The sequence below is a fragment of the Aeromonas sp. MR16 genome (assembly GCF_022549315.1).
GTDB lineage: Bacteria > Pseudomonadota > Gammaproteobacteria > Enterobacterales > Aeromonadaceae > Aeromonas > Aeromonas aquatica.
Map to the genome: position 1 here is coordinate 1 of NZ_JAKZFK010000027.1, position 16,998 is coordinate 16,998.

Sequence of the window (16,998 nt, forward strand, 5' to 3'; positions counted from 1 at the left end):
TGACACCTCGATGAAACGGCAGACGATTTAGCAGAAGCTAGCCAAATTGCGGAGCGGTAGTTCAGTTGGTTAGAATACCGGCCTGTCACGCCGGGGGTCGCGGGTTCGAGTCCCGTCCGCTCCGCCACTAATTTGAAAGGCCTTCCCGATTGGGAAGGCCTTTTTGCTGTGCATATTCAATATCTGAGTCCAAGAAGCCCAATCTGTCGATTGGGCTTCTTTCGTTGTGCTTTGTCATTGTGCCAAGGGACTCCCCTAGTAGTAGATGCAGAGCCAGACTGTGGTCTCGGTAGGATGAGTCCACTCCACCCTGTGCTGAAGGTGCGCCGGGATGTTGATGTAGTCCCCGGGTCCAAGGTGAACGCGCTCCTGGAGCCCGGTATCCGGTGTGATGAAGACCAGAATGGCTTCGCCTTGTATCAGCGCTACCCACTCGTGTTCATCCTGATCGAACCATTCCCCCGTGGGGGTCTGTTGTCCCTGGGAGAGGATACGCTCGATGCGAAAGTGATTGGTGCTGACCAGGTCGGTGAACACCTCATTGGGCAGGGGGGAGGGGATCTGGCCAAGCAGGTTGCCTGTGTGCATGGGCTTGTCTCCGGCTGATGGGGGCTAGCTAAGAGTGTAGAAGCTGAAGGGGAGCTTCCCATGGGGAAGTTGAGGCCTCCAATGAGGCTTTAAATGGAAAAGTTCGGGAAAATGGTGGCTGATCCGCTGCAATCTCGCCAAATTCTTGCTATTTTGCGCGCCATTACGCAAACGATTTCCTTCACACATTCAGGATGAGTTATGGCAACGCAAGAAATGACGGCCCGCACCGGCAATAGCGGGTTTCTGGACTCCTATTTCTCTATCACCCAGCGCGGCAGCAGCGTGCGCCAGGAACTGTTGGCCGGGCTGACCACCTTCCTGGCCATGGTGTACAGCGTCATAGTGGTGCCCAACATGCTGGGTGTCGCGGGGTTTGAGCAGGGGCCGGTGTTCGTGGCGACCTGTTTGATCGCCGCCTTCGGATCCTTGCTGATGGGGCTCTGGGCCAAGCTGCCGATGGCCATAGGCTGCGCCATCTCACTCACCGCCTTCACCGCCTTCAGCCTGGTGCTGGGGCAGGGACTGAGCATCCCGGTGGCCCTCGGCGCCATCTTTCTGATGGGGGTGCTGTTCACCCTGATCAGCGTGACCGGCGTGCGCCAGTGGATCCTGGACAACCTCCCCTCCGGCATCGCTCACGGCACCGGTATCGGCATCGGCCTGTTCCTGCTGCTGATCGCCACCAACGGCGTCGGCATGGTGATCAAGAACGAAGGGGCCGGCCTGCCGGTTCAGCTAGGTGAGGTTACCTCTTTCCCCGTCATCATGACGGTGCTGGGTCTGGCTGCCATCTTCGGTCTGGAGCGCCGCAAGGTACCGGGCGGCATCCTGATGGTGATCATCGCCATTTCCGCACTGGGGCTGGCCTTCGATCCCAAGGTGACCTGGCAGGGCTTCTTCGCCATGCCGAGCCTGACCGGCGAGAAGGGCTCTCTGGTTGGCAGCATGGATCTGCTGGGCGCCCTCAATCCGGTGGTCATTCCGACCGTACTGGCGCTGGTGATGACCGCCGTATTTGACGCCACCGGCACCATCCGTGCCGTGGCCGGTCAGGCTGGCCTCATCAACGAGCGTGGTCACATCATCAGCGGCGGCAAGGCCCTGACTGCCGACTCCGTCAGCAGCATGGTCGCTGGCGTGGTGGGTGGTGCTCCGGCTGCCGTCTACATCGAATCCGCCGCCGGTACTGCCGCGGGTGGCAAGACCGGCTTGACTGCGGCCCTGGTCGGCGTGCTGTTCCTGCTGATGATCTTCCTCTCGCCGCTGAGCTATCTGGTGCCGGCCTACGCCACAGCTCCGGCGCTGATGTACGTCGGCCTGCTGATGCTGGGCAACGTCACCAAGCTGGACTTCAGCGATTCGGTCGATGCCCTGGCCGGCATGCTGTGCGCCGTCTTCATCGTGCTCACCTGCAACATCGTCACCGGCATCATGCTGGGCTTCGTGGCGCTGGTCGTGGGTCGCCTGTTTGCCGCCGAGTGGAAGAAACTCAACGTCGGCACCGTCATCATCGCCCTGGCACTGGTGATCTTCTATGCCGGTGGCTGGGCCATCTAACCCATCCAGATCGAGAGAAGGGCCCTGCGGGGCCCTTTTTCATGGCTGTGAGGTGGCTGGCAATTTTCCCCATGCTTGCCTCATGGGGTTTCAGATTGAAACGCCGGGCCCGTTTTTGCTGTTTCAGATCCGAACCGGAGCGACCGTCATTTTTATCCCGCGTTATCCCGTTAGACTGGCTTCATCAACCATCTGCCTACCCGTGCGGTGGCAAGCCAAGGAGTGAGCCATGAAGAAGCTGATCAATGCCGTCGATGCCGTGGTCCGTGAACAACTGATGGGGATGGCTGCCGCCCACCCCGAGCTCAAGGTACGTATCGAACCCCACTACATCACCCGCGCCGACTCCCCCGTGATGGGCAAGGTGGCGCTGGTCTCCGGCGGTGGCAGCGGCCACGAGCCGATGCACGGCGGTCTGGTGGGCAAAGGGATGCTGGATGGTGCCTGCCCCGGCGAGATCTTTACCTCCCCGACCCCGGATCAGATGTACGAGTGCGGTCAGGCCGTTGATGGTGGCGCGGGCGTGCTGTTTCTGGTGAAGAACTACACCGGCGACGTGCTCAACTTCGAGACCGCGGTCGAGCTGCTGCACGGCGACGGGGTCAAGGTGGGCTTCTCGCTGATCGATGACGATGTGGCGGTGAAAGACAGCCTCTATACCGCCGGTCGCCGTGGCGTTGCCACCACGGTGCTGTGTGAAAAACTGGTGGGGGCCGCCGCCGAGGCGGGCTATGACCTGGCGCACTGCGAGGCGCTGGCTCGCCGCATCAACAACCAGAGCCGCACCATAGGGATAGCCCTGCACGCCTGCACAGTGCCTGCGGCCGGCAAACCCTCCTTCACCCTGGCGGACAACGAGATGGAGTTCGGGGTCGGCATCCACGGCGAGCCGGGTATCGAGCGCCGCCCCTTCACCGATCTCGATACCCTGGTGGACGACATGTTCGGCGAGCTGGCGGACAACAGCCCCTATGGCCGTACTCTGCGCCACTGGGACAGAGCCTCCGGCAGCTGGCAGGAAGAGCACAGCTTCATCGAGCCGCTCAACAGAGGCGATCGCGTCATCGCCCTGGTCAACAGCCTCGGCGGCACCCCCATCTCAGAGCTCTATGGCGTCTATGGCCGGCTCGCCGTTCTGTGCGAGGAGGCGGGCATCCATCTGGTGCGCAACCTGATCGGCCCCTACTGCACCGCCCTCGACATGACCGGCATCTCCATCACCCTGCTCAAGGTGGATGACGAGTTGATGACCCTGTGGGATGCTCCCGTCAATACCCCCGCCCTGCGTCGCGGCTGCTAAGGAGCCTTTATTCTCATGCTAAGCAAACATCAGATCGTCAACTGGCTGCTCGACTGCGAGCACATCTTTGCCGAACAGCGTGACTACCTCACGGCGCTGGATACCGACATCGGTGATGGCGACCACGGCCTCAACATGCAGCGCGGCTTCACCAAGGTGGCCGAGAAGCTGCCCGCTGTGGCGGACAAAGACATAGGTCAGGTGCTGAAAACTACCGGCATGACCTTGCTCTCCTCGGTCGGCGGCGCCAGCGGCCCGCTCTACGGCACCTTCTTTATCCGGGCGGCGGCCAGTACCGACGCCTGTCAGAGCCTCAGCCTCAGCCAGCTTGGCAAGATGCTGAGTGACGGGGTCGAGGGGATAGTCTCCCGCGGCCGCGCCGAACCGGGTGACAAGACAATGTGCGACGCCTGGTGGCCGGCTCTGGCCGCCCTGCAACAGGCACAGCAGCAAGATCTCTCCCTCAACGATGCGCTGGACAAGGCCGTGGCCGCCGCTGCGGCCGGTACCGAGGCCACTATACAGATGCAGGCCCGCAAGGGGCGAGCCAGCTATCTTGGCGAGCGCAGCATAGGCCATCAGGATGCCGGGGCCACCTCGACCCTGCTGCTGCTGACCGCCCTGCGTGACAGAGCGAGGTTGTGACATGATAGGAATCGTCGTTGTCTCTCACTGCGCCATGCTGGCGGCCGGCTTGAAAGCACTGGCCGACCAGCTCGGCAGCCCGGCCAGATTGCTGCTGGCGGCCGGGGTCGATGACCCCGACCACCCCATAGGCACGGATGCCATCGCCGTGATGAGTGCGATCGAAGAAGCGGACGACGGCAGCGGTGTGCTGGTGCTGATGGACTTGGGCAGTGCCCTGCTCAGCGCCGAGACCGCCCTCGAACTGCTGCCTCCTGAGCTGAGCGCGAGGGTACGACTCTGCCCCGCCCCGCTGGTCGAGGGCACCCTGGCCGCCGTGGTGGCGGCCGGTTCCGGCATGACGCTGGATGAGGTGGCCGCCGAGGCGCTCGGTGCCCTGGGCCCGAAACAGGCGATGCTGCCCGCCAGCGTGGCGCAGACCGCCACAGAGACCGCCCCCGTTACTGACGACGGCTGGCTGCGCTGCGAGGTGGTGGTGGATAACCCCCACGGCCTGCATGTGCGCCCCGCCGCCCGACTGGTGGCCGCCCTCAAGCCCTTTGCCGCTGAACTCAAGCTGCAAAAGGGGGACAAAGAGGCCAATCCCCGCAGCCTGACCCGGCTCGCCATGCTCAATGTGCGTCAAGGCGACAGACTCACCCTGCTGGCGCGCGGGGAGGATGCCGATGCGGCTTTGAGCTGCTTCCAGCAGCTGGCAGCGGAACGCTTCGGCGACTGAGGCTCATATTGCTGTATCAAGGCCCCGCCAGTGCGGGGCCTTGTCGTTTTTTCCGCAAGGGCGTTTCTGTGCGTGACAGCTATCCGTGGTAGTCGGCGGGATCCATGCCGAGCAGTTTGAGCCGCCGCCACAGGGTGGTGCGGCTGATGCCCAGTTGCCGGGCCATCAGGCTGACCTGTCCCTTGCAGGCGTGGGCGCTGCGCAAGATGGCCTGGCGCTCCAACTCCGCCAACGTGAGCAGCGGTTGCCCCACCACCTCATTCGCCACCAGCTGATGGCCGTGACGAATGGCGGCGGGCAGCGCCTCGGGCGGGATCTGCCCCTGACTTGCGTGGAGCAGGGCATGCTCGACGGCGCTGCGCAGCTCCCCCAGATTGCCGGGCCAGGGGTAGGCGAGCAGACAATCGAGGGCCGCCGGGCTGAACTGGCGCACCGGCTCGCGCCCCTGCGCCCCTAGCTGCTGACTGATAAGGCCGGGCAGATCGGCACTGCGCTCCCGCAGCCCCGGCAGCCAGAGCTCGCACGCCTGCAGCGCATAGAGCAGCTGGCGACCGAACTGCCCCTCCTGCACCTTTTGCTCCAGCGGGGCGCTGCTGGTTGCTATGATCCGCACCTTGAGCGGCAGCACGCGGGCCGAATCGAAGCGCTGGATGCGGCCTGTCTTGAGCAGTTGCAGCAGCGCCGCCTGCATGGGGGCAGAGAGGCACTCCACCTGCTCCAGCACCAGGGTGCCGCCGTGGGCCAGCTCGAACTTGCCCGCCCGCTCCTGCCCCGCCTCGTCGGAGCCCATCAGCTCAAGCGCCATCCGCTCGCTCGGCAGCGCCTGACAGTTGAGGGTAATGAGGGGCCCGGCGGCCCGTTCACTGCCAAAGTGGATGGCCTCCGCCAGCTGGGCCTTGCCTACCTCCTCTTCGCCGCGCAGCAGGATCGGCCCCTGACTCTGGGCCGCCTGTCTGGCGTGGCGCAGCAGCTTGCGCATGGCGCTCGATTCCCCCACCAGCGCCGACAGCTCGGGCACCGTCTGGCGCAGCTGGTGAATGGCCCTCAGCCGGTCGACCGGATGGAGCAGGGCGATAAAGCTGACCCCCTCCGGCCCCGGTAGCGGCTTGAGGCTTATCAGGGCATTGATGAACTCCCCGGAATGCACCCCGAGCCGCTCCAGGGTCACCTCCACATGACTCAGTGGAGTCTGCCCCTTGATGGCCAGCTGCAAACGCTGGGGCAGCAGCAGGTGCTGCTCCAGGGGCTGGCCGAGACAGATCGCCGGATCGAGCCGCAGTCGGTTGGCCGCCAGCGCGTTGAGGTAGCGCAGCCGGCCCTGGGGATCCCAGGCCAGCACGCCGTCATCCATGCCGTCGAGCAGGGCGTAAAGCTCGCTCAGATGGTGCTGGGACTCCTGCATCAGGGTTTCCATCTGCAGCAGGTGGGCCAGCTCGCGACCGGCGCTGACGGTGAGCGCCAGATCCCCGACCGTTGCCTCCTCCACCCGGCAGACCAGGGCCATGATGGCGACCTGACGGCCATTGCTGTTGTAGACCGGGCTGGCGCAGCTGTGCCAGGGGTGCAGGGTCTGGTTGAAATGCTGGGGGCCGCTGACGCAGAGCGGCACTCCCTCCAGCGCCGCCAGATTGATGGCATTGGTGCCGATGCGCCCCTCGCTAAAAAAAGCGCCGGGGCCAAAGCCCAGCGCTTCGAGTTCTGCCAGCGTCTCGCGATGGCCGGTGCGGGCCAGCAAACAGCCGCTCTCGTCGGTGAGCAGCAGGGCGCAGGGGCGCCCCTCCATGAATTCGTAGAGATCCTCGAGGGCCATCTCGCCTGTGGTGAGCAAGTCCCGCTTGCGCTGGCGCAGGCTCTGCAAGGTCTGCCCCTTGGCACTGTGGGGCGGATGCCAGAGGGTGGCGCTGGTCTGGTGGGCGCAGCGCAGCCAGGAGGCCTGCAGATAGTCAGGGCAGGGCTGGGGTGGCAGACGGTCAGATGGCAGGGTCACGGCAGTATCCGATAAGCGCGCAGCCAGAAGGCATACCCATAGTCAGGCAAGGGTTGGAGCGGCAGGCGGTCAGATGGCAGGGTCACATGCAATATCCGGCATAGAGAGAGGCCGACCATTTAACCATGCCCGTTCGCCAGATTCAGTGACCTGCCTCAGAGGGCGGCAATGGCATCCTCATTCCCGCCCGCCGCCCCCTCGGTAAATTGCTGGCCGAGCCAGTGGCAGAAGGCGCGGCACTCCGGCATCCCTTCGCTCTCCTGGTGGATAAGCAAGCTCCACTGGGGCCCCTTGACCCTGCAAGCGGAGAGCGGCAGCAACTGCCCCTGCTCCCTGGCCGGTTGGGAGAGCCGTTCGCTCACCAGCGCCACACCGAGTCCGGCGCTGGCCGCCTCCAGCAGCAGGCCGGGGTCGGAGAAGTTGAGCCCCCGGGTCTGCAGTTGCAGATCCTCCCCCCCTTTGAGCGTCCAGTGGTGCCAGTCCAGCTCTCGCTCCCCATGGAGGGTAGTGCGCTGTGCCGCCGGTTGAGCCAGCACGGCAGGCGCGGCCACCGGCAGCAACCTGTCCGCCAGCAGCGGCTGATGGCGACACTCGGCCTGTGGCGCGAGATCCCAGCGCAGGGCGAGATCTATGGTCTGTTCGGCCAGATCGGGCACCTCGTCGCTGGTGAAGAGCCAGAGATCGATGTCGGGGTGCTGGCAATGAAACGTCCCCAGTCGGGGCAGCAGCCAGTGGCGGGCGATGGCGGTGCTGGTGTTGAGCACCAGCTGGTTCGGCTTGCGGTACTGCTCGAGGCGCTGGATCCCCACTGCCAGTTGCAGCAGCACGCTCTGGGTGGTCTCCAGCAGATCCTGCCCCGCATCGGTCAGGGCGACCGAGCGCCCCTGCCGGTGAAACAGCGGTTGGCCGAGCAGCTCCTCCAGGGAGCGGATCTGCTGGCTGATGGCGGACTGGGTGAGGTGCAGCTCCTGCGCCGCCTGATGAAAACTGCCGAGGCGAGCTGCCGCCTCGAAGCCCCGCAGCACGTTGAGCGGGGGCCAGTGTCTGAACATCATTGATTAGCTCCACTTATCACTTGTACTGAAAATCGATCGTTTGTTCGCCGTGTTATGTGGGAATAGTCTATTCCCATCGTCAGCAACCTTAATAGTATCTAATCAGAGAGGGAATATGCGGGAACAGGGAATAGTGGCAAAGGGCTGGTTCATGCCCGCCGAATGGTGCCAGCACGCCGCGACCTGGATGGTCTGGCCCCACAACAAGGCGCTGTGGGAATCCGGCTGGGGCGTCACCCTGGCCGAGGTGCAGCAGGACTTCGCCCGGGTGGTCAACGCCATTGTCCGGTTCGAACCGGTCAGGCTGGTGGTCGACCCTTCCGCGCTGGCCGAGGCGCGCGCCCTCTGTGACGGCAGGGTGACCCTGATCCCCCTCCCGATGGATGACAGCTGGTGCCGCGACTCCGGCCCCACCTTTATCTGCCACCCCGAACTGGGCAGTGCCGGGGTGAGCTGGCGCTTCAACGCCTGGGGCGGAAAGTCGGTCCATCAGCTGGACGAGGGGCTGGCTCGCCGCATCCTCAACAGCCTGGAGCTGGAGTGTATCGGCAGCTTTCTGGCCAACGAGGGGGGCGCCATCCATGTGGACGGCGAAGGCACCCTGATAACCACTGAATCCGTGCTGCTCAACAGCAACCGCAACCCGGGGATCAGCAAGGGTGAGATCGAACAGATCTTCGGTCGCCTGCTCGGTATCGAGAAGACCATCTGGCTGCCGGGGGATCCCGACCACGTCACCGGCGACATGACGGACGGCCATGTGGACGGGGTCTGCGCCTTCAGTCGCCCCGGCCAGCTGCTGGTGGATGCGACCCGGGATGCCGCCTCGACCTACGGCCTTGTGGTGCGGGAGAACCGCCGCGCCCTGACGCTGGCCACCGATGCCAGGGGGCGCGCCTTCGAGCTGAAGGATCTGTACGACGCGAGCGAGGCCATAGACAGGGAGGCCGAGGTGTTCTGCGCCTCCTACACCAACTTTTATCTCGCCAACGGCGCCGTCATCATGCCCGCCTACGGGGTGGCGAGCGACCGGGAGGCGGCGGCTGTGCTGCAAGGCGCCTTCCCGCAAAGGGCTGTGGTGCCGGTCTCGATCAACCGGCTGGCCCACGGCGGCGGCGGCATCCACTGCATCACCCAGCAGCAGCCCGCCTGGCCGCTGTTGGGCTGAGCGTTGCACGGCGGCGGCCAATCACAGGGGAGTAACCACATCATGATCAGGAAGACACTCGGGTGGATGGGCTGCCTGGCCCTGCTGCTGAGTCTTGCGGCCGAGGCCGGGGAGGCCGATGCAGCAACAGGGGAGGAGAAGGTGCTGCGGCTCTACAACTGGGCCGACTACTTCGCCCCCGATACCCTCAGCGCCTTTACCAGAGAGACAGGGATCCGGGTCATCTATGACGTCATGGACAGTAGCGAGACCCTGGAGGCCAAGCTGATGGCCGGTCGCAGCGGTTATGACCTCATCTTTCCCGGCGATACGGTGGCGGAGCGGCTGATGCGGGCGGGCAGCCTGCAACCGCTGGATCAGGGCAAGCTAGAGCACCTGGCGGAGATAGAGCCCGGCTTGCGGCGGCTGCAGCAAGCCTATCCCCATTCACGGGATGCGGTGGTGCCCTACACCTGGGGCACCATAGGGCTCACCTATAACGCAGCCATGATCCGGCAGCGGATGCCGGATGCCCCGGTGGGCAGTCTCGACCTGCTGTTCAAGCCCGAACTGGCGGCAAAATTTGCCGACTGCGGCATCTCCATCATCGACTCCCCCGACGAGGTGCTGGCTGTGGTGTTGCACTATCTGGGGCGGGATCCCCACAGCGGCAAGGCCGAGGATCTGGATGCCGCGCTGGCGCTGCTCAAGGGGATCAAGCCCCATATCCGCAAGTTCCAGTCCCAGCCGGTGACCCAGCTGGTCAACGGCGACCTCTGCCTGTCGCTGGGTTACAGCGGCGACATGACACAAGCCAGGCACGCCGCCGCCGAGGCGGGCAAGCGCAGCGACTTTGAATACCGGCTGCCGAAGGAGGGGAGCAGCATCTGGATGGATACCATGGCGATCCCGGTGGATGCGCCCCATCCTGACTATGCCTACGCCTTCATCAATTTTGTGATGCGCCCAGCCAACATGGCCGCCATCACCAACAGCACCGGCTATCCGACCGCCAGTGCCAAGGCGAGATCCATGGTGGATGCCACCATGACAGCCAACCCGGATATCTACCTGGATGAGGCCAGCTACGGGCGCCTCATTCCGGGCCAGGACATTGCACAATCCCAGATGCGTGCCCGCATGCGAGCCTGGACTCGCTTCAAGAGCAGCCTCTGAACCTCAGGAGTAGAAAGATGTTTTCCCGACGCCACGTATTGAAACAGCTGGTCGCCATGGGGGCGCTAGCCGGACTGAGCGCCCTGCCGAGGGCCCAGGCCGCCACCCCGGAGGCCAAGGCGAGGGCCGTCGGCCGCTACCATATGCCGGACGAGGCCGGGCCCCAGGCCAGGGTCTGGGTGGCCTTCGGTGCCAGCCGTGACATCTGGGGTCGCGATTACCAGGAGGTGCAGGCCACCATAGGTCGGCTGGTCAAGGCCATGGCGCCCCATACCGAGGTGAACGTGCTCTGCCGCGAAGAGGAAGAGGATCTGGCGCGTCAGCTGTGCGGCGAGCACAACACCCGCTTCATCCACGCCGAGCTGGACGACATCTGGCTGCGGGATACCGGCGGCGTCTTCGTGCGAGATGAGCAGGGTGCGCTTGGGCTGGTGGACTTCAACTTCAACGGTTGGGGCGACAAGCAGGAGCACAGCTATGACGCCAGGATCGCCGCCCTGATGGGCCGGCAGACGGATGCCCACTATTTGCAGAGCGAGCTCATCGGCGAGGGGGGTGGCATAGAGGTGGACGGCAAGGGCACCGCCATCATGACAGAGAGCAGCTGGATCAACGGCAACCGCAATCCGGGCCTCACCAAGGCGCGAGTGGAGGCGGAGCTCAAGGCCAACCTGGGGCTGCGCAAGATCATCTGGTTGCCGGGGATCAAGGGCCGTGACATCACCGATGCCCACGTGGACTTCTACGCCCGCTTCGTGCGCCCCGGGGTGGTGGTGATCAACATGGATAACGACCCCGACTCCTACGACCACAAGGTGACCCGCCAGCACCTGGCCATCTTGCAGCAGGCGACGGACGCCGATGGCAACAAGCTGGAGCTGCATCAGCTGCCGCCCCCGCTGGGTGGGCGAGACAATAAATTCAGCCGCAGCCCGGACTTTGCCGCCGGTTACATCAACTACCTGCCCATCAATGGCGCCGTCATCGCCCCCCAGTTCGGCGATGCCAAGGCCGACCGTCATTGCCGGGATCTGCTGGCCCGCCTCTATCCGGGTCGCAAGGTAGTGCAGCTAGACATAGATCCTGTGGCCGCCGGGGGCGGTGGCATTCACTGCATCACCCTGCATCAACCTGCCTGATATTTCGCCATAGTTGGCAATGACAGCGTGAAATACTGCATGGGGCGCTTCGGCGCCCCATGTCATTGCTGTCGTCAGATGGATAGCCTTGGTCAGATCCCCGTCATGCCGATCTCGTCGAGCTGGACGTGGGCGGGTTGGCGCAGGGTGTAGAGCACGGCCTCGGCCAGATCTTCGACCTGCAACCAGCCGGGCTTGCGATCACCGGCGCAGGCCGGGGGCGGCACCTGCACCAGGCCGGGGCAGAGGGTATGCACCCGTATGCCCTGATGCTGCACCTCTTCACGCAGCGCCTTGGCGAAGCCCAGCACGGCAAACTTGGCGGCGCAGTAGACATTGGCTCTGGCATAGCCGTGCTTGGCGGCCTGAGAGGCGATGTTGATGATGGTGCCATGACGCCGGGCAAGCATGTCCGGCAGGCAGGCCTGAGTCAGCAGGAAGGTCCCCTTGGCGCAGGTATCCATGACCCTGTCCCACTCGGATTCCGGCAGATCCTGCACCAGATAGTCGCTGCCGACCCCGCTGTTGTTGATCAGCAGATCGATGGGACCGAGCAGGGCGCTGGCCTGGGCGTGTTGGGCCCGCACCTGGGCGCCGTCGCACACATCCAGCACCAGGGGCAGCACTCTCACCCCGTATTGAGCGCGAAGGCGATCGGCCTCTTGCTCCAGCAGGGACTGGCGGCGGGAGGCCAGGACCAGCTCCACTCCCTGACTGGCCAGTGCCTCGGCGATGGCCAGCCCTATGCCGCTGGCGCCACCGGTGATCAGGGCGCGGGTTGCTCTCAGTTCGTTCATCTTGTGTTCCTCCTGAATGATGGAGGCATTGTGGCGGGGGGCGACCGGGGAGGGTAGAGGGGAGGCGGCGTTGGCTCGAACCCTGGTTCGGATTTGGGCCAAGGAGTTCGAACTTTGGTTCTAGGACGGCGTTGAACCCTTCAGGCTCGGGGCATCAAGCTGGGGTAGAAAACGAGACGCCGCCCAGGGGCGGCGTCTTGCATCAGGGTATCGGTTTGTCCTGAGGCGGGGCGAGCGTCGGCTCGGTAGCCGGGTGTTCGTCCTCCTTGATCCAGGCCTCCAGCAGGGTGTAAGCCACCGCCAGCACCACCGGGCCGATGAAGAGACCTATGATGCCCATGGCCAGCAGGCCGCCGATGACCCCGACCAGGATCAGGATCAGCGGCAGATCGGCCCCGCGCTTGATAAGGAAGGGGCGCAGGAAGTTGTCCATGGTGCCTGCCAGCATGGACCACACCAGCAGGAAGGTGCCCCAGGTGGTGTCGCCGCTCCAGTAGAGATAGCCGACGCTGGCCAGCAGCACCGGGAAGGGGCCTATCTGGGCGACGATCAGCAGGAACATCAGCACCACCAGAATCATGGTGTAGGGAATGCCGGCAATGAGCAGACCCAACCCGGCCACCGAGGATTGCACTAGCGCCGTGACCACCACCCCCATGGCGACGGCCCGGATGGCCTGGGAGGCCAGCACGACGGCGTTGTCACCGCGCTGGCCCGCCAGCCGGTGGGCGAAGCGACGAATGCCGTCGGCCGCCTTCTCCCCGGAGTGGTAGAGCAGGCCGCAGATGGCCACCGTCAGCAGGAAGTGGACCAGCAACAGGCCGAGATTGCCGGCCTGGGAGGCGAGCCAGCGTGCGGTCTGGCCGAAATAGGGGGTCAGCTTGGTGAACAGCACCTGACCGCCGCTCGCCAGGATCTGTTGCCAGAACTCATACAGCTTGCCGCCGACCAGCGGGAACTGTTGCAACCAGAGCAGCGCGGGGGGTGGGGAATGGCTGATGCGGGTGCCCAGCTCGATCAGCATGGGGGCCTTCTCCGCCACGTTGGCCAGCGCCATGAACAGCGGGATAACGAACATCAGCAACAGTATGCCGCTCATCAGCAGGGCGGCCAGGGCCCGTTTGCCCCACAGCAGGCGCTGGGCCATCTGCATCAGCGGCCAGGTGGCGATGGTGATCATGGTGGCCCACACCAGGGCGGGCAGGAAGGGGCGCAGCACCATGAAGCACGAGATGATGAGCAGACTGAGGAACAGCACCCCCAGGGTTATCTTGGCCAAATCCACTTTTTTCATAGGTATTGCATTCCCTTTAACGAGGGGTTGGGCCCCGGTGTGCGGAGCCGGGGTTGATGAGATCAAGGGACCACCAGAGGCCGGCGCTCAGCCAGAGCCCCAGGCTGCCGACCAGCAATCCCTGCCCCGCCAGGATCAGCAGGGAGCTGCTGGTGAGCAGCGGCAGGGCGAGCAGCAAGCCGCCGATACCCAGGCTGACCGCCAGGGCCAGCAGGGCACAACGGATGGCGGGCACAGGGTGTCGTTCGAGTGGGAACAGAGTACCCGATACCAGCCCCAGGGTGAACATGGCCAGCGCCCCCAGGGCGCTGGATTGGGTGAATCCGGCCCCCAGCAGGCTGGCGAGGATCAGGCCCCACCAGGCGAGCCGGCTGTTCGCCAGGGTGCAGAGCGGCGAGCGCAGGGTCAGCAAGAGGGCGCCGAGGCCCAGGCCAACCACTACATCCGAGATGAAGTGCACCCCGAGCCAGACCCGGGCCAGGCCGGCCAGGGCCGCCAGCAACAGGGCGAGCAGGATGCCTTGCCAGGCCCTGAGCCCCGGCAGCCAGCCCAGCAGCAGGCCCCAGAACAGCAGGGTGGAGGCGGTGTGGCCGCTCGGCATGCCGAAGCCCTGAGCGCTTCGCTGCGCCAGCGCAGGATCCAGGTGGAATGGCCTGGGCCAGCCGATCCCCTCCTTGAGCAGCTGCACCAGCAGGGTGAGCAGCACCATGGCAAACAGCAGCCGGTAGAACCTCGGCCAACCGAGCAGGGGCAAGAGCAGCAGGGCCAGCCCAAGCTGGACCGGGGCGCTGCCGAGCAGGTTGCCGGCCAGGGGCCAGCGGGCGTGCGGGCCAAGCCAGCCTTGCAGGCGCTGGATCAGCGGCAGCTCGGCCCGGTGCAGGGCGCTGCTGGCTCCGGCGTCGGTGGCGCTGAAGTCGGCCTGCCACTGCACCGGACTCTCGGGCACCTCTGCGAGCCTGGGGCCGAGCCAGTCGAGCTGCGCCGGGAAGCGACGCTGGTTGTCTGGCAGCCGGGCCGGTTCGATCTGCCTGGCATTCTGGATCTCGCCGCCGAGGTTGGGGGCCTGCAGTATTGAGACGAAGCCCGTGCCGATCTGAGCCTGGATGGGATCCTGGGTCTGGCAGGCGAACAGTTGGGCCCGCTGCCAGCGCCCGAGATCGGCGGTGATGCGGCCGTGCAGCCCTGTCTCCTCGAACAATTCCCGCAGGGCCGCCTGCTCGGGGGTCTCCCCAGCATCTATATAGCCGCCGCTCAGGCTGTAGCGCCCGGAGATCCTGTCTTGCACCAGCAACAACTGTTGCTGGTGGCGGATCACGCAGGCGGCCGCACTGGGGGCCGTTTGGGCGGCCTGGACGGCGAGCAGCGGCGACAGCAGCAACAGCAGCAACAGGAAAAAAAAGGCGCGGATCATGGCGGGTCCATGGGGTTGACGACTGGGGCAAGGGTCACAGAAATCAGATACTTGGGCAATGAATTCCTGATGAAATCCCGGCCGAAGCGGCGCAGTTCGGGCCCAAATCGAGCCACAAGGATTGCCGTCGGCCGAGGCAGTCCCTACTATTGGCGGCTATTGTTCTTCTCATTCAACACTGCTTGGGGCCTTCCATGCGACAGATTGGTTTTTTCTTGGGGATAGGCATTGGCGTCATCCTGATACTCTTTGGCAGCATCGTCATCTTTCAGGCCTTGCCCGCCGCACTGGACGTGCTGGAGATGCCGAGCCGCATCCCCTTCGTGCGTGAGGTTTACACCTGGCTGATGACCAGCGCCAGCGGCCTCACCAACCAGCTCGAGCAGAATTTCCTGGAGGCATTCCAGACGGTGCTCAAGCTGATACTGCTGATCACCTTCCTGTGGGTCTGCGTCAAGCTGGTCAACATGGGGGTGTTGATCATCCGGGCCGGCGTCGACCTCATTCGCACCGCCATCGAGCACAGCGAAGGGGCCGAGACCAAGCAGGTCGAGCAGGATCGCCATCTTTAAGGATCCACTGCCTATACGCAGATAAACAACAGGCCACCCCAGGGTGGCCTGTTTTCATGGTGGGATATTCCACCAGAAATCAGTTCAGCAGTTTCTCGAGCTCTGCCTCGGCGTCTGCCCTGGCCTGGTCGCCCGGCTCTGCGGCCTTGACGGTATCGGCCAGGGCCTTGCTGGCTTGCTGCTGCACGGTGGCGGTAGCGTTGCTGACCGCCTGCTTGGCAGTGTCGGCGACGGCCTTGCTGGCCTGCTGCTGCACGGTAGCGGTGGCGTTGCCGACCGCCTGCTTGGCGGTGTCAGCCACGGCCTTGCTGGCCTGCTGCTGCGCCGTGGTGGTGGCATTGTCGGCCGCCTGCTTGGCGGGTTCGGTCACGGCCTTGCCGGCCTGTTGCTGCGCAGTGGAGGTAGCGTTGCTGACCGCCTGCTTGGCGGGTTCGGCCGCGGCCTTGCTGGCTTGTTGCTGCACCGTGGTGGTGGCGTTGTCGACCGCCTGCCTGGCGGTGTCTGCCGCGGCCTTGCTGTCCTGCTGCTGCACAGTGGTGGTGGCATTGTCGGCCGCCTGCTTGGCGGTGTCTGCCGCGGCCTTGCTGGCCTGTTGCTGCGCCGTGGCGGTGGTGTCGCTGGCGGCCGGTTTGGCGGTGTCTGCCGCGGCCTTGCTGGCTTGTTGCTGCACCGTGGTGGTGGCGGTGTCGGCCACTGTCTTGGTCGCTTGCTGTTGGGTACTGGCAACGGCACTGCTCACCGCCAGCTTGGCGGAATCCGTCACGGCCTGGTTGGCCTGCTGCAGGGTGCCGGTGGCGCTCTTGCTCACTTGCTGCTGCACCGCGCCGGTGGCGCTGCCGACCGCTTGCCTGGCGGAGCCCGTTATCGCCTGGGCTGTGCTCTGCTGCAGGTTACCCATCATGTTGCCGAGCAGGGAACCTCCGGATCCTGTCATGGCCTGGCCGACGCCGTTGAGGGCGGTGGCCGTGGTGCCACTCTGGCTCTGCCAATCCTGCATGGCGCTCGGCCAGCTCGGGGTGGCCGCCGTCAGGTTCTCACCAAACACCTGGGTGGCGCCATCCTTCTTCTGCAGCATGACGGAGAGCTGGTTGGTCTCGGCGTTCCACACCATGCCCGCCTGCTTGGCGGCATCCGGCACCGGGGCGTAGCGAGAGACCACGTAGAACAGTGGCCCCTCCTGCTGCAACTCGTTGGCGGTCTTGAGCAGCTGCATGGTGCTGTCGTAATTGGGCCCCAGCATGGCGGTCATCCGATCCTTGATGATCGGCTGCTCGAACAGGTTGGCTTCGTTCGGATCGAAACCGACCAGGGGCTTGAGCAGTGCCCACATCAGCTGGCTGGTGGGGCTCATCATCAGCAGGGGGGCAACGCAGGCGGACAACATCAGGCTCAGGCAGGCAGCCTTGAGCAACGGCATGATACGCATCGACGACATATCCAAGTAACTATTTGATTAATATGGGGTTATGCTGTCATATCCCGACAACATCACCTGAACTGGGCCGCCCCTTCCACCATGGAAGCGACGGGCGCAGGCAGGCTACCATATTGCTTCCGGAATGCCAGACGGGCCGACATTTATTGGTCAAGTCGGCGACCCGGATGGTCG

15 protein-coding genes and 1 tRNA gene are annotated in these 16,998 nt (G+C 64.7%); 9 read left to right on the forward strand and 7 right to left on the reverse strand.

Annotated elements, in window-relative coordinates; translation table 11 throughout:
* Positions 1–50: 50 nt before the first annotated feature.
* Positions 51–127, forward strand: a tRNA-Asp gene (locus tag MM194_RS16990).
* Between the two features lie 128 nt (positions 128–255).
* On the opposite strand, the gene MM194_RS16995 is transcribed toward MM194_RS16990, so the two are convergent.
* Positions 256–588 carry a cupin domain-containing protein gene (locus tag MM194_RS16995; protein ID WP_033130088.1) on the reverse strand — a complete coding sequence of 111 codons (333 nt, stop codon included), beginning with the start codon at positions 586–588 and terminating at the stop codon, positions 256–258.
* A 201-nt stretch (positions 589–789) separates the two neighbouring features.
* On the opposite strand from MM194_RS16995, the gene MM194_RS17000 reads away from it, so the two are divergent.
* From MM194_RS17000 to dhaM, 4 genes are all read left to right on the forward strand, one after another.
* Entirely contained in the window at positions 790–2,148 is a 1,359-nt protein-coding gene (locus MM194_RS17000) for an NCS2 family permease (protein ID WP_241344221.1), read from the forward strand.
* 229 nt (positions 2,149–2,377) lie between these two features.
* Entirely contained in the window at positions 2,378–3,448 is a 1,071-nt protein-coding gene (gene dhaK / locus MM194_RS17005) for a dihydroxyacetone kinase subunit DhaK (RefSeq protein ID WP_241344222.1), read from the forward strand.
* 15 nt (positions 3,449–3,463) lie between these two features.
* Entirely contained in the window at positions 3,464–4,093 is a 630-nt protein-coding gene (gene dhaL, locus MM194_RS17010; protein ID WP_106885576.1) for a dihydroxyacetone kinase subunit DhaL, read from the forward strand.
* 1 nt (position 4,094) lies between these two features.
* Complete coding sequence (dhaM, locus tag MM194_RS17015; RefSeq protein ID WP_241344223.1) at positions 4,095–4,811, forward strand: dihydroxyacetone kinase phosphoryl donor subunit DhaM; 717 nt, start codon at positions 4,095–4,097, stop codon at positions 4,809–4,811.
* A 79-nt stretch (positions 4,812–4,890) separates the two neighbouring features.
* Here dhaM and dhaR read toward each other — a convergent pair whose 3' ends face one another.
* Positions 4,891–6,792: a dihydroxyacetone kinase operon transcriptional regulator DhaR gene (gene dhaR, locus MM194_RS17020; RefSeq protein ID WP_241344251.1), complete on the reverse strand. Its 1,902-nt coding sequence runs from the start codon at positions 6,790–6,792 to the stop codon at positions 4,891–4,893.
* Between the two features lie 161 nt (positions 6,793–6,953).
* Positions 6,954–7,853 carry a LysR substrate-binding domain-containing protein gene (locus tag MM194_RS17025; RefSeq protein WP_241344224.1) on the reverse strand — a complete coding sequence of 300 codons (900 nt, stop codon included), beginning with the start codon at positions 7,851–7,853 and terminating at the stop codon, positions 6,954–6,956.
* 115 nt (positions 7,854–7,968) lie between these two features.
* On the opposite strand from MM194_RS17025, the gene MM194_RS17030 reads away from it, so the two are divergent.
* From MM194_RS17030 to MM194_RS17040, 3 genes are read left to right on the forward strand one after another with little or no spacing between them, the layout of a single operon-like run.
* Complete coding sequence (locus tag MM194_RS17030) at positions 7,969–9,021, forward strand: agmatine deiminase family protein (RefSeq protein ID WP_241344225.1); 1,053 nt, start codon at positions 7,969–7,971, stop codon at positions 9,019–9,021.
* A gap of 42 nt (positions 9,022–9,063) precedes the next feature.
* Entirely contained in the window at positions 9,064–10,176 is a 1,113-nt protein-coding gene (locus MM194_RS17035; protein ID WP_241344226.1) for an extracellular solute-binding protein, read from the forward strand.
* A 17-nt stretch (positions 10,177–10,193) separates the two neighbouring features.
* On the forward strand, positions 10,194–11,315 hold the full coding sequence (locus MM194_RS17040) for an agmatine deiminase family protein (protein ID WP_241344227.1): 1,122 nt from the start codon (positions 10,194–10,196) through the stop codon (positions 11,313–11,315).
* A gap of 92 nt (positions 11,316–11,407) precedes the next feature.
* Here the strand turns inward: MM194_RS17040 and MM194_RS17045 are convergent, their stop codons facing one another.
* From MM194_RS17045 to MM194_RS17055, 3 genes are all read right to left on the reverse strand, one after another.
* A complete protein-coding gene (locus tag MM194_RS17045) occupies positions 11,408–12,112 on the reverse strand; it encodes an SDR family oxidoreductase (protein ID WP_241344228.1) in 705 nt (234 codons plus the stop codon).
* Between the two features lie 202 nt (positions 12,113–12,314).
* Entirely contained in the window at positions 12,315–13,412 is a 1,098-nt protein-coding gene (gene ydiK, locus MM194_RS17050; protein ID WP_241344252.1) for an AI-2E family transporter YdiK, read from the reverse strand.
* A gap of 10 nt (positions 13,413–13,422) precedes the next feature.
* A complete protein-coding gene (locus tag MM194_RS17055; RefSeq protein ID WP_241344229.1) occupies positions 13,423–14,817 on the reverse strand; it encodes a phosphatase PAP2 family protein in 1,395 nt (464 codons plus the stop codon).
* A gap of 194 nt (positions 14,818–15,011) precedes the next feature.
* On the opposite strand from MM194_RS17055, the gene MM194_RS17060 reads away from it, so the two are divergent.
* Complete coding sequence (locus MM194_RS17060; RefSeq protein ID WP_033129748.1) at positions 15,012–15,389, forward strand: hypothetical protein; 378 nt, start codon at positions 15,012–15,014, stop codon at positions 15,387–15,389.
* A gap of 79 nt (positions 15,390–15,468) precedes the next feature.
* Here MM194_RS17060 and MM194_RS17065 read toward each other — a convergent pair whose 3' ends face one another.
* On the reverse strand, positions 15,469–16,815 hold the full coding sequence (locus MM194_RS17065; protein ID WP_241344230.1) for a hypothetical protein: 1,347 nt from the start codon (positions 16,813–16,815) through the stop codon (positions 15,469–15,471).
* Between the last annotated feature and the right edge of the window lie 183 nt (positions 16,816–16,998).

What these genes read in the sequence shown, in the direction of transcription:
- MM194_RS16995 (WP_033130088.1), bottom strand. Translation starts at nt 588, where the DNA reads ATGCACACAGGCAACCTGCTTGGCCAGATCCCCTCCCCCCTGCCCAAT.
- MM194_RS17000 (WP_241344221.1), top strand. Translation starts at nt 790, where the DNA reads ATGGCAACGCAAGAAATGACGGCCCGCACCGGCAATAGCGGGTTTCTG.
- dhaK (WP_241344222.1), top strand. Translation starts at nt 2,378, where the DNA reads ATGAAGAAGCTGATCAATGCCGTCGATGCCGTGGTCCGTGAACAACTG.
- dhaL (WP_106885576.1), top strand. Translation starts at nt 3,464, where the DNA reads ATGCTAAGCAAACATCAGATCGTCAACTGGCTGCTCGACTGCGAGCAC.
- dhaM (WP_241344223.1), top strand. Translation starts at nt 4,095, where the DNA reads ATGATAGGAATCGTCGTTGTCTCTCACTGCGCCATGCTGGCGGCCGGC.
- MM194_RS17025 (WP_241344224.1), bottom strand. Translation starts at nt 7,853, where the DNA reads ATGATGTTCAGACACTGGCCCCCGCTCAACGTGCTGCGGGGCTTCGAG.
- MM194_RS17030 (WP_241344225.1), top strand. Translation starts at nt 7,969, where the DNA reads ATGCGGGAACAGGGAATAGTGGCAAAGGGCTGGTTCATGCCCGCCGAA.
- MM194_RS17035 (WP_241344226.1), top strand. Translation starts at nt 9,064, where the DNA reads ATGATCAGGAAGACACTCGGGTGGATGGGCTGCCTGGCCCTGCTGCTG.
- MM194_RS17040 (WP_241344227.1), top strand. Translation starts at nt 10,194, where the DNA reads ATGTTTTCCCGACGCCACGTATTGAAACAGCTGGTCGCCATGGGGGCG.
- MM194_RS17045 (WP_241344228.1), bottom strand. Translation starts at nt 12,112, where the DNA reads ATGAACGAACTGAGAGCAACCCGCGCCCTGATCACCGGTGGCGCCAGC.
- MM194_RS17055 (WP_241344229.1), bottom strand. Translation starts at nt 14,817, where the DNA reads ATGATCCGCGCCTTTTTTTTCCTGTTGCTGCTGTTGCTGCTGTCGCCG.
- MM194_RS17060 (WP_033129748.1), top strand. Translation starts at nt 15,012, where the DNA reads ATGCGACAGATTGGTTTTTTCTTGGGGATAGGCATTGGCGTCATCCTG.
- MM194_RS17065 (WP_241344230.1), bottom strand. Translation starts at nt 16,815, where the DNA reads ATGCGTATCATGCCGTTGCTCAAGGCTGCCTGCCTGAGCCTGATGTTG.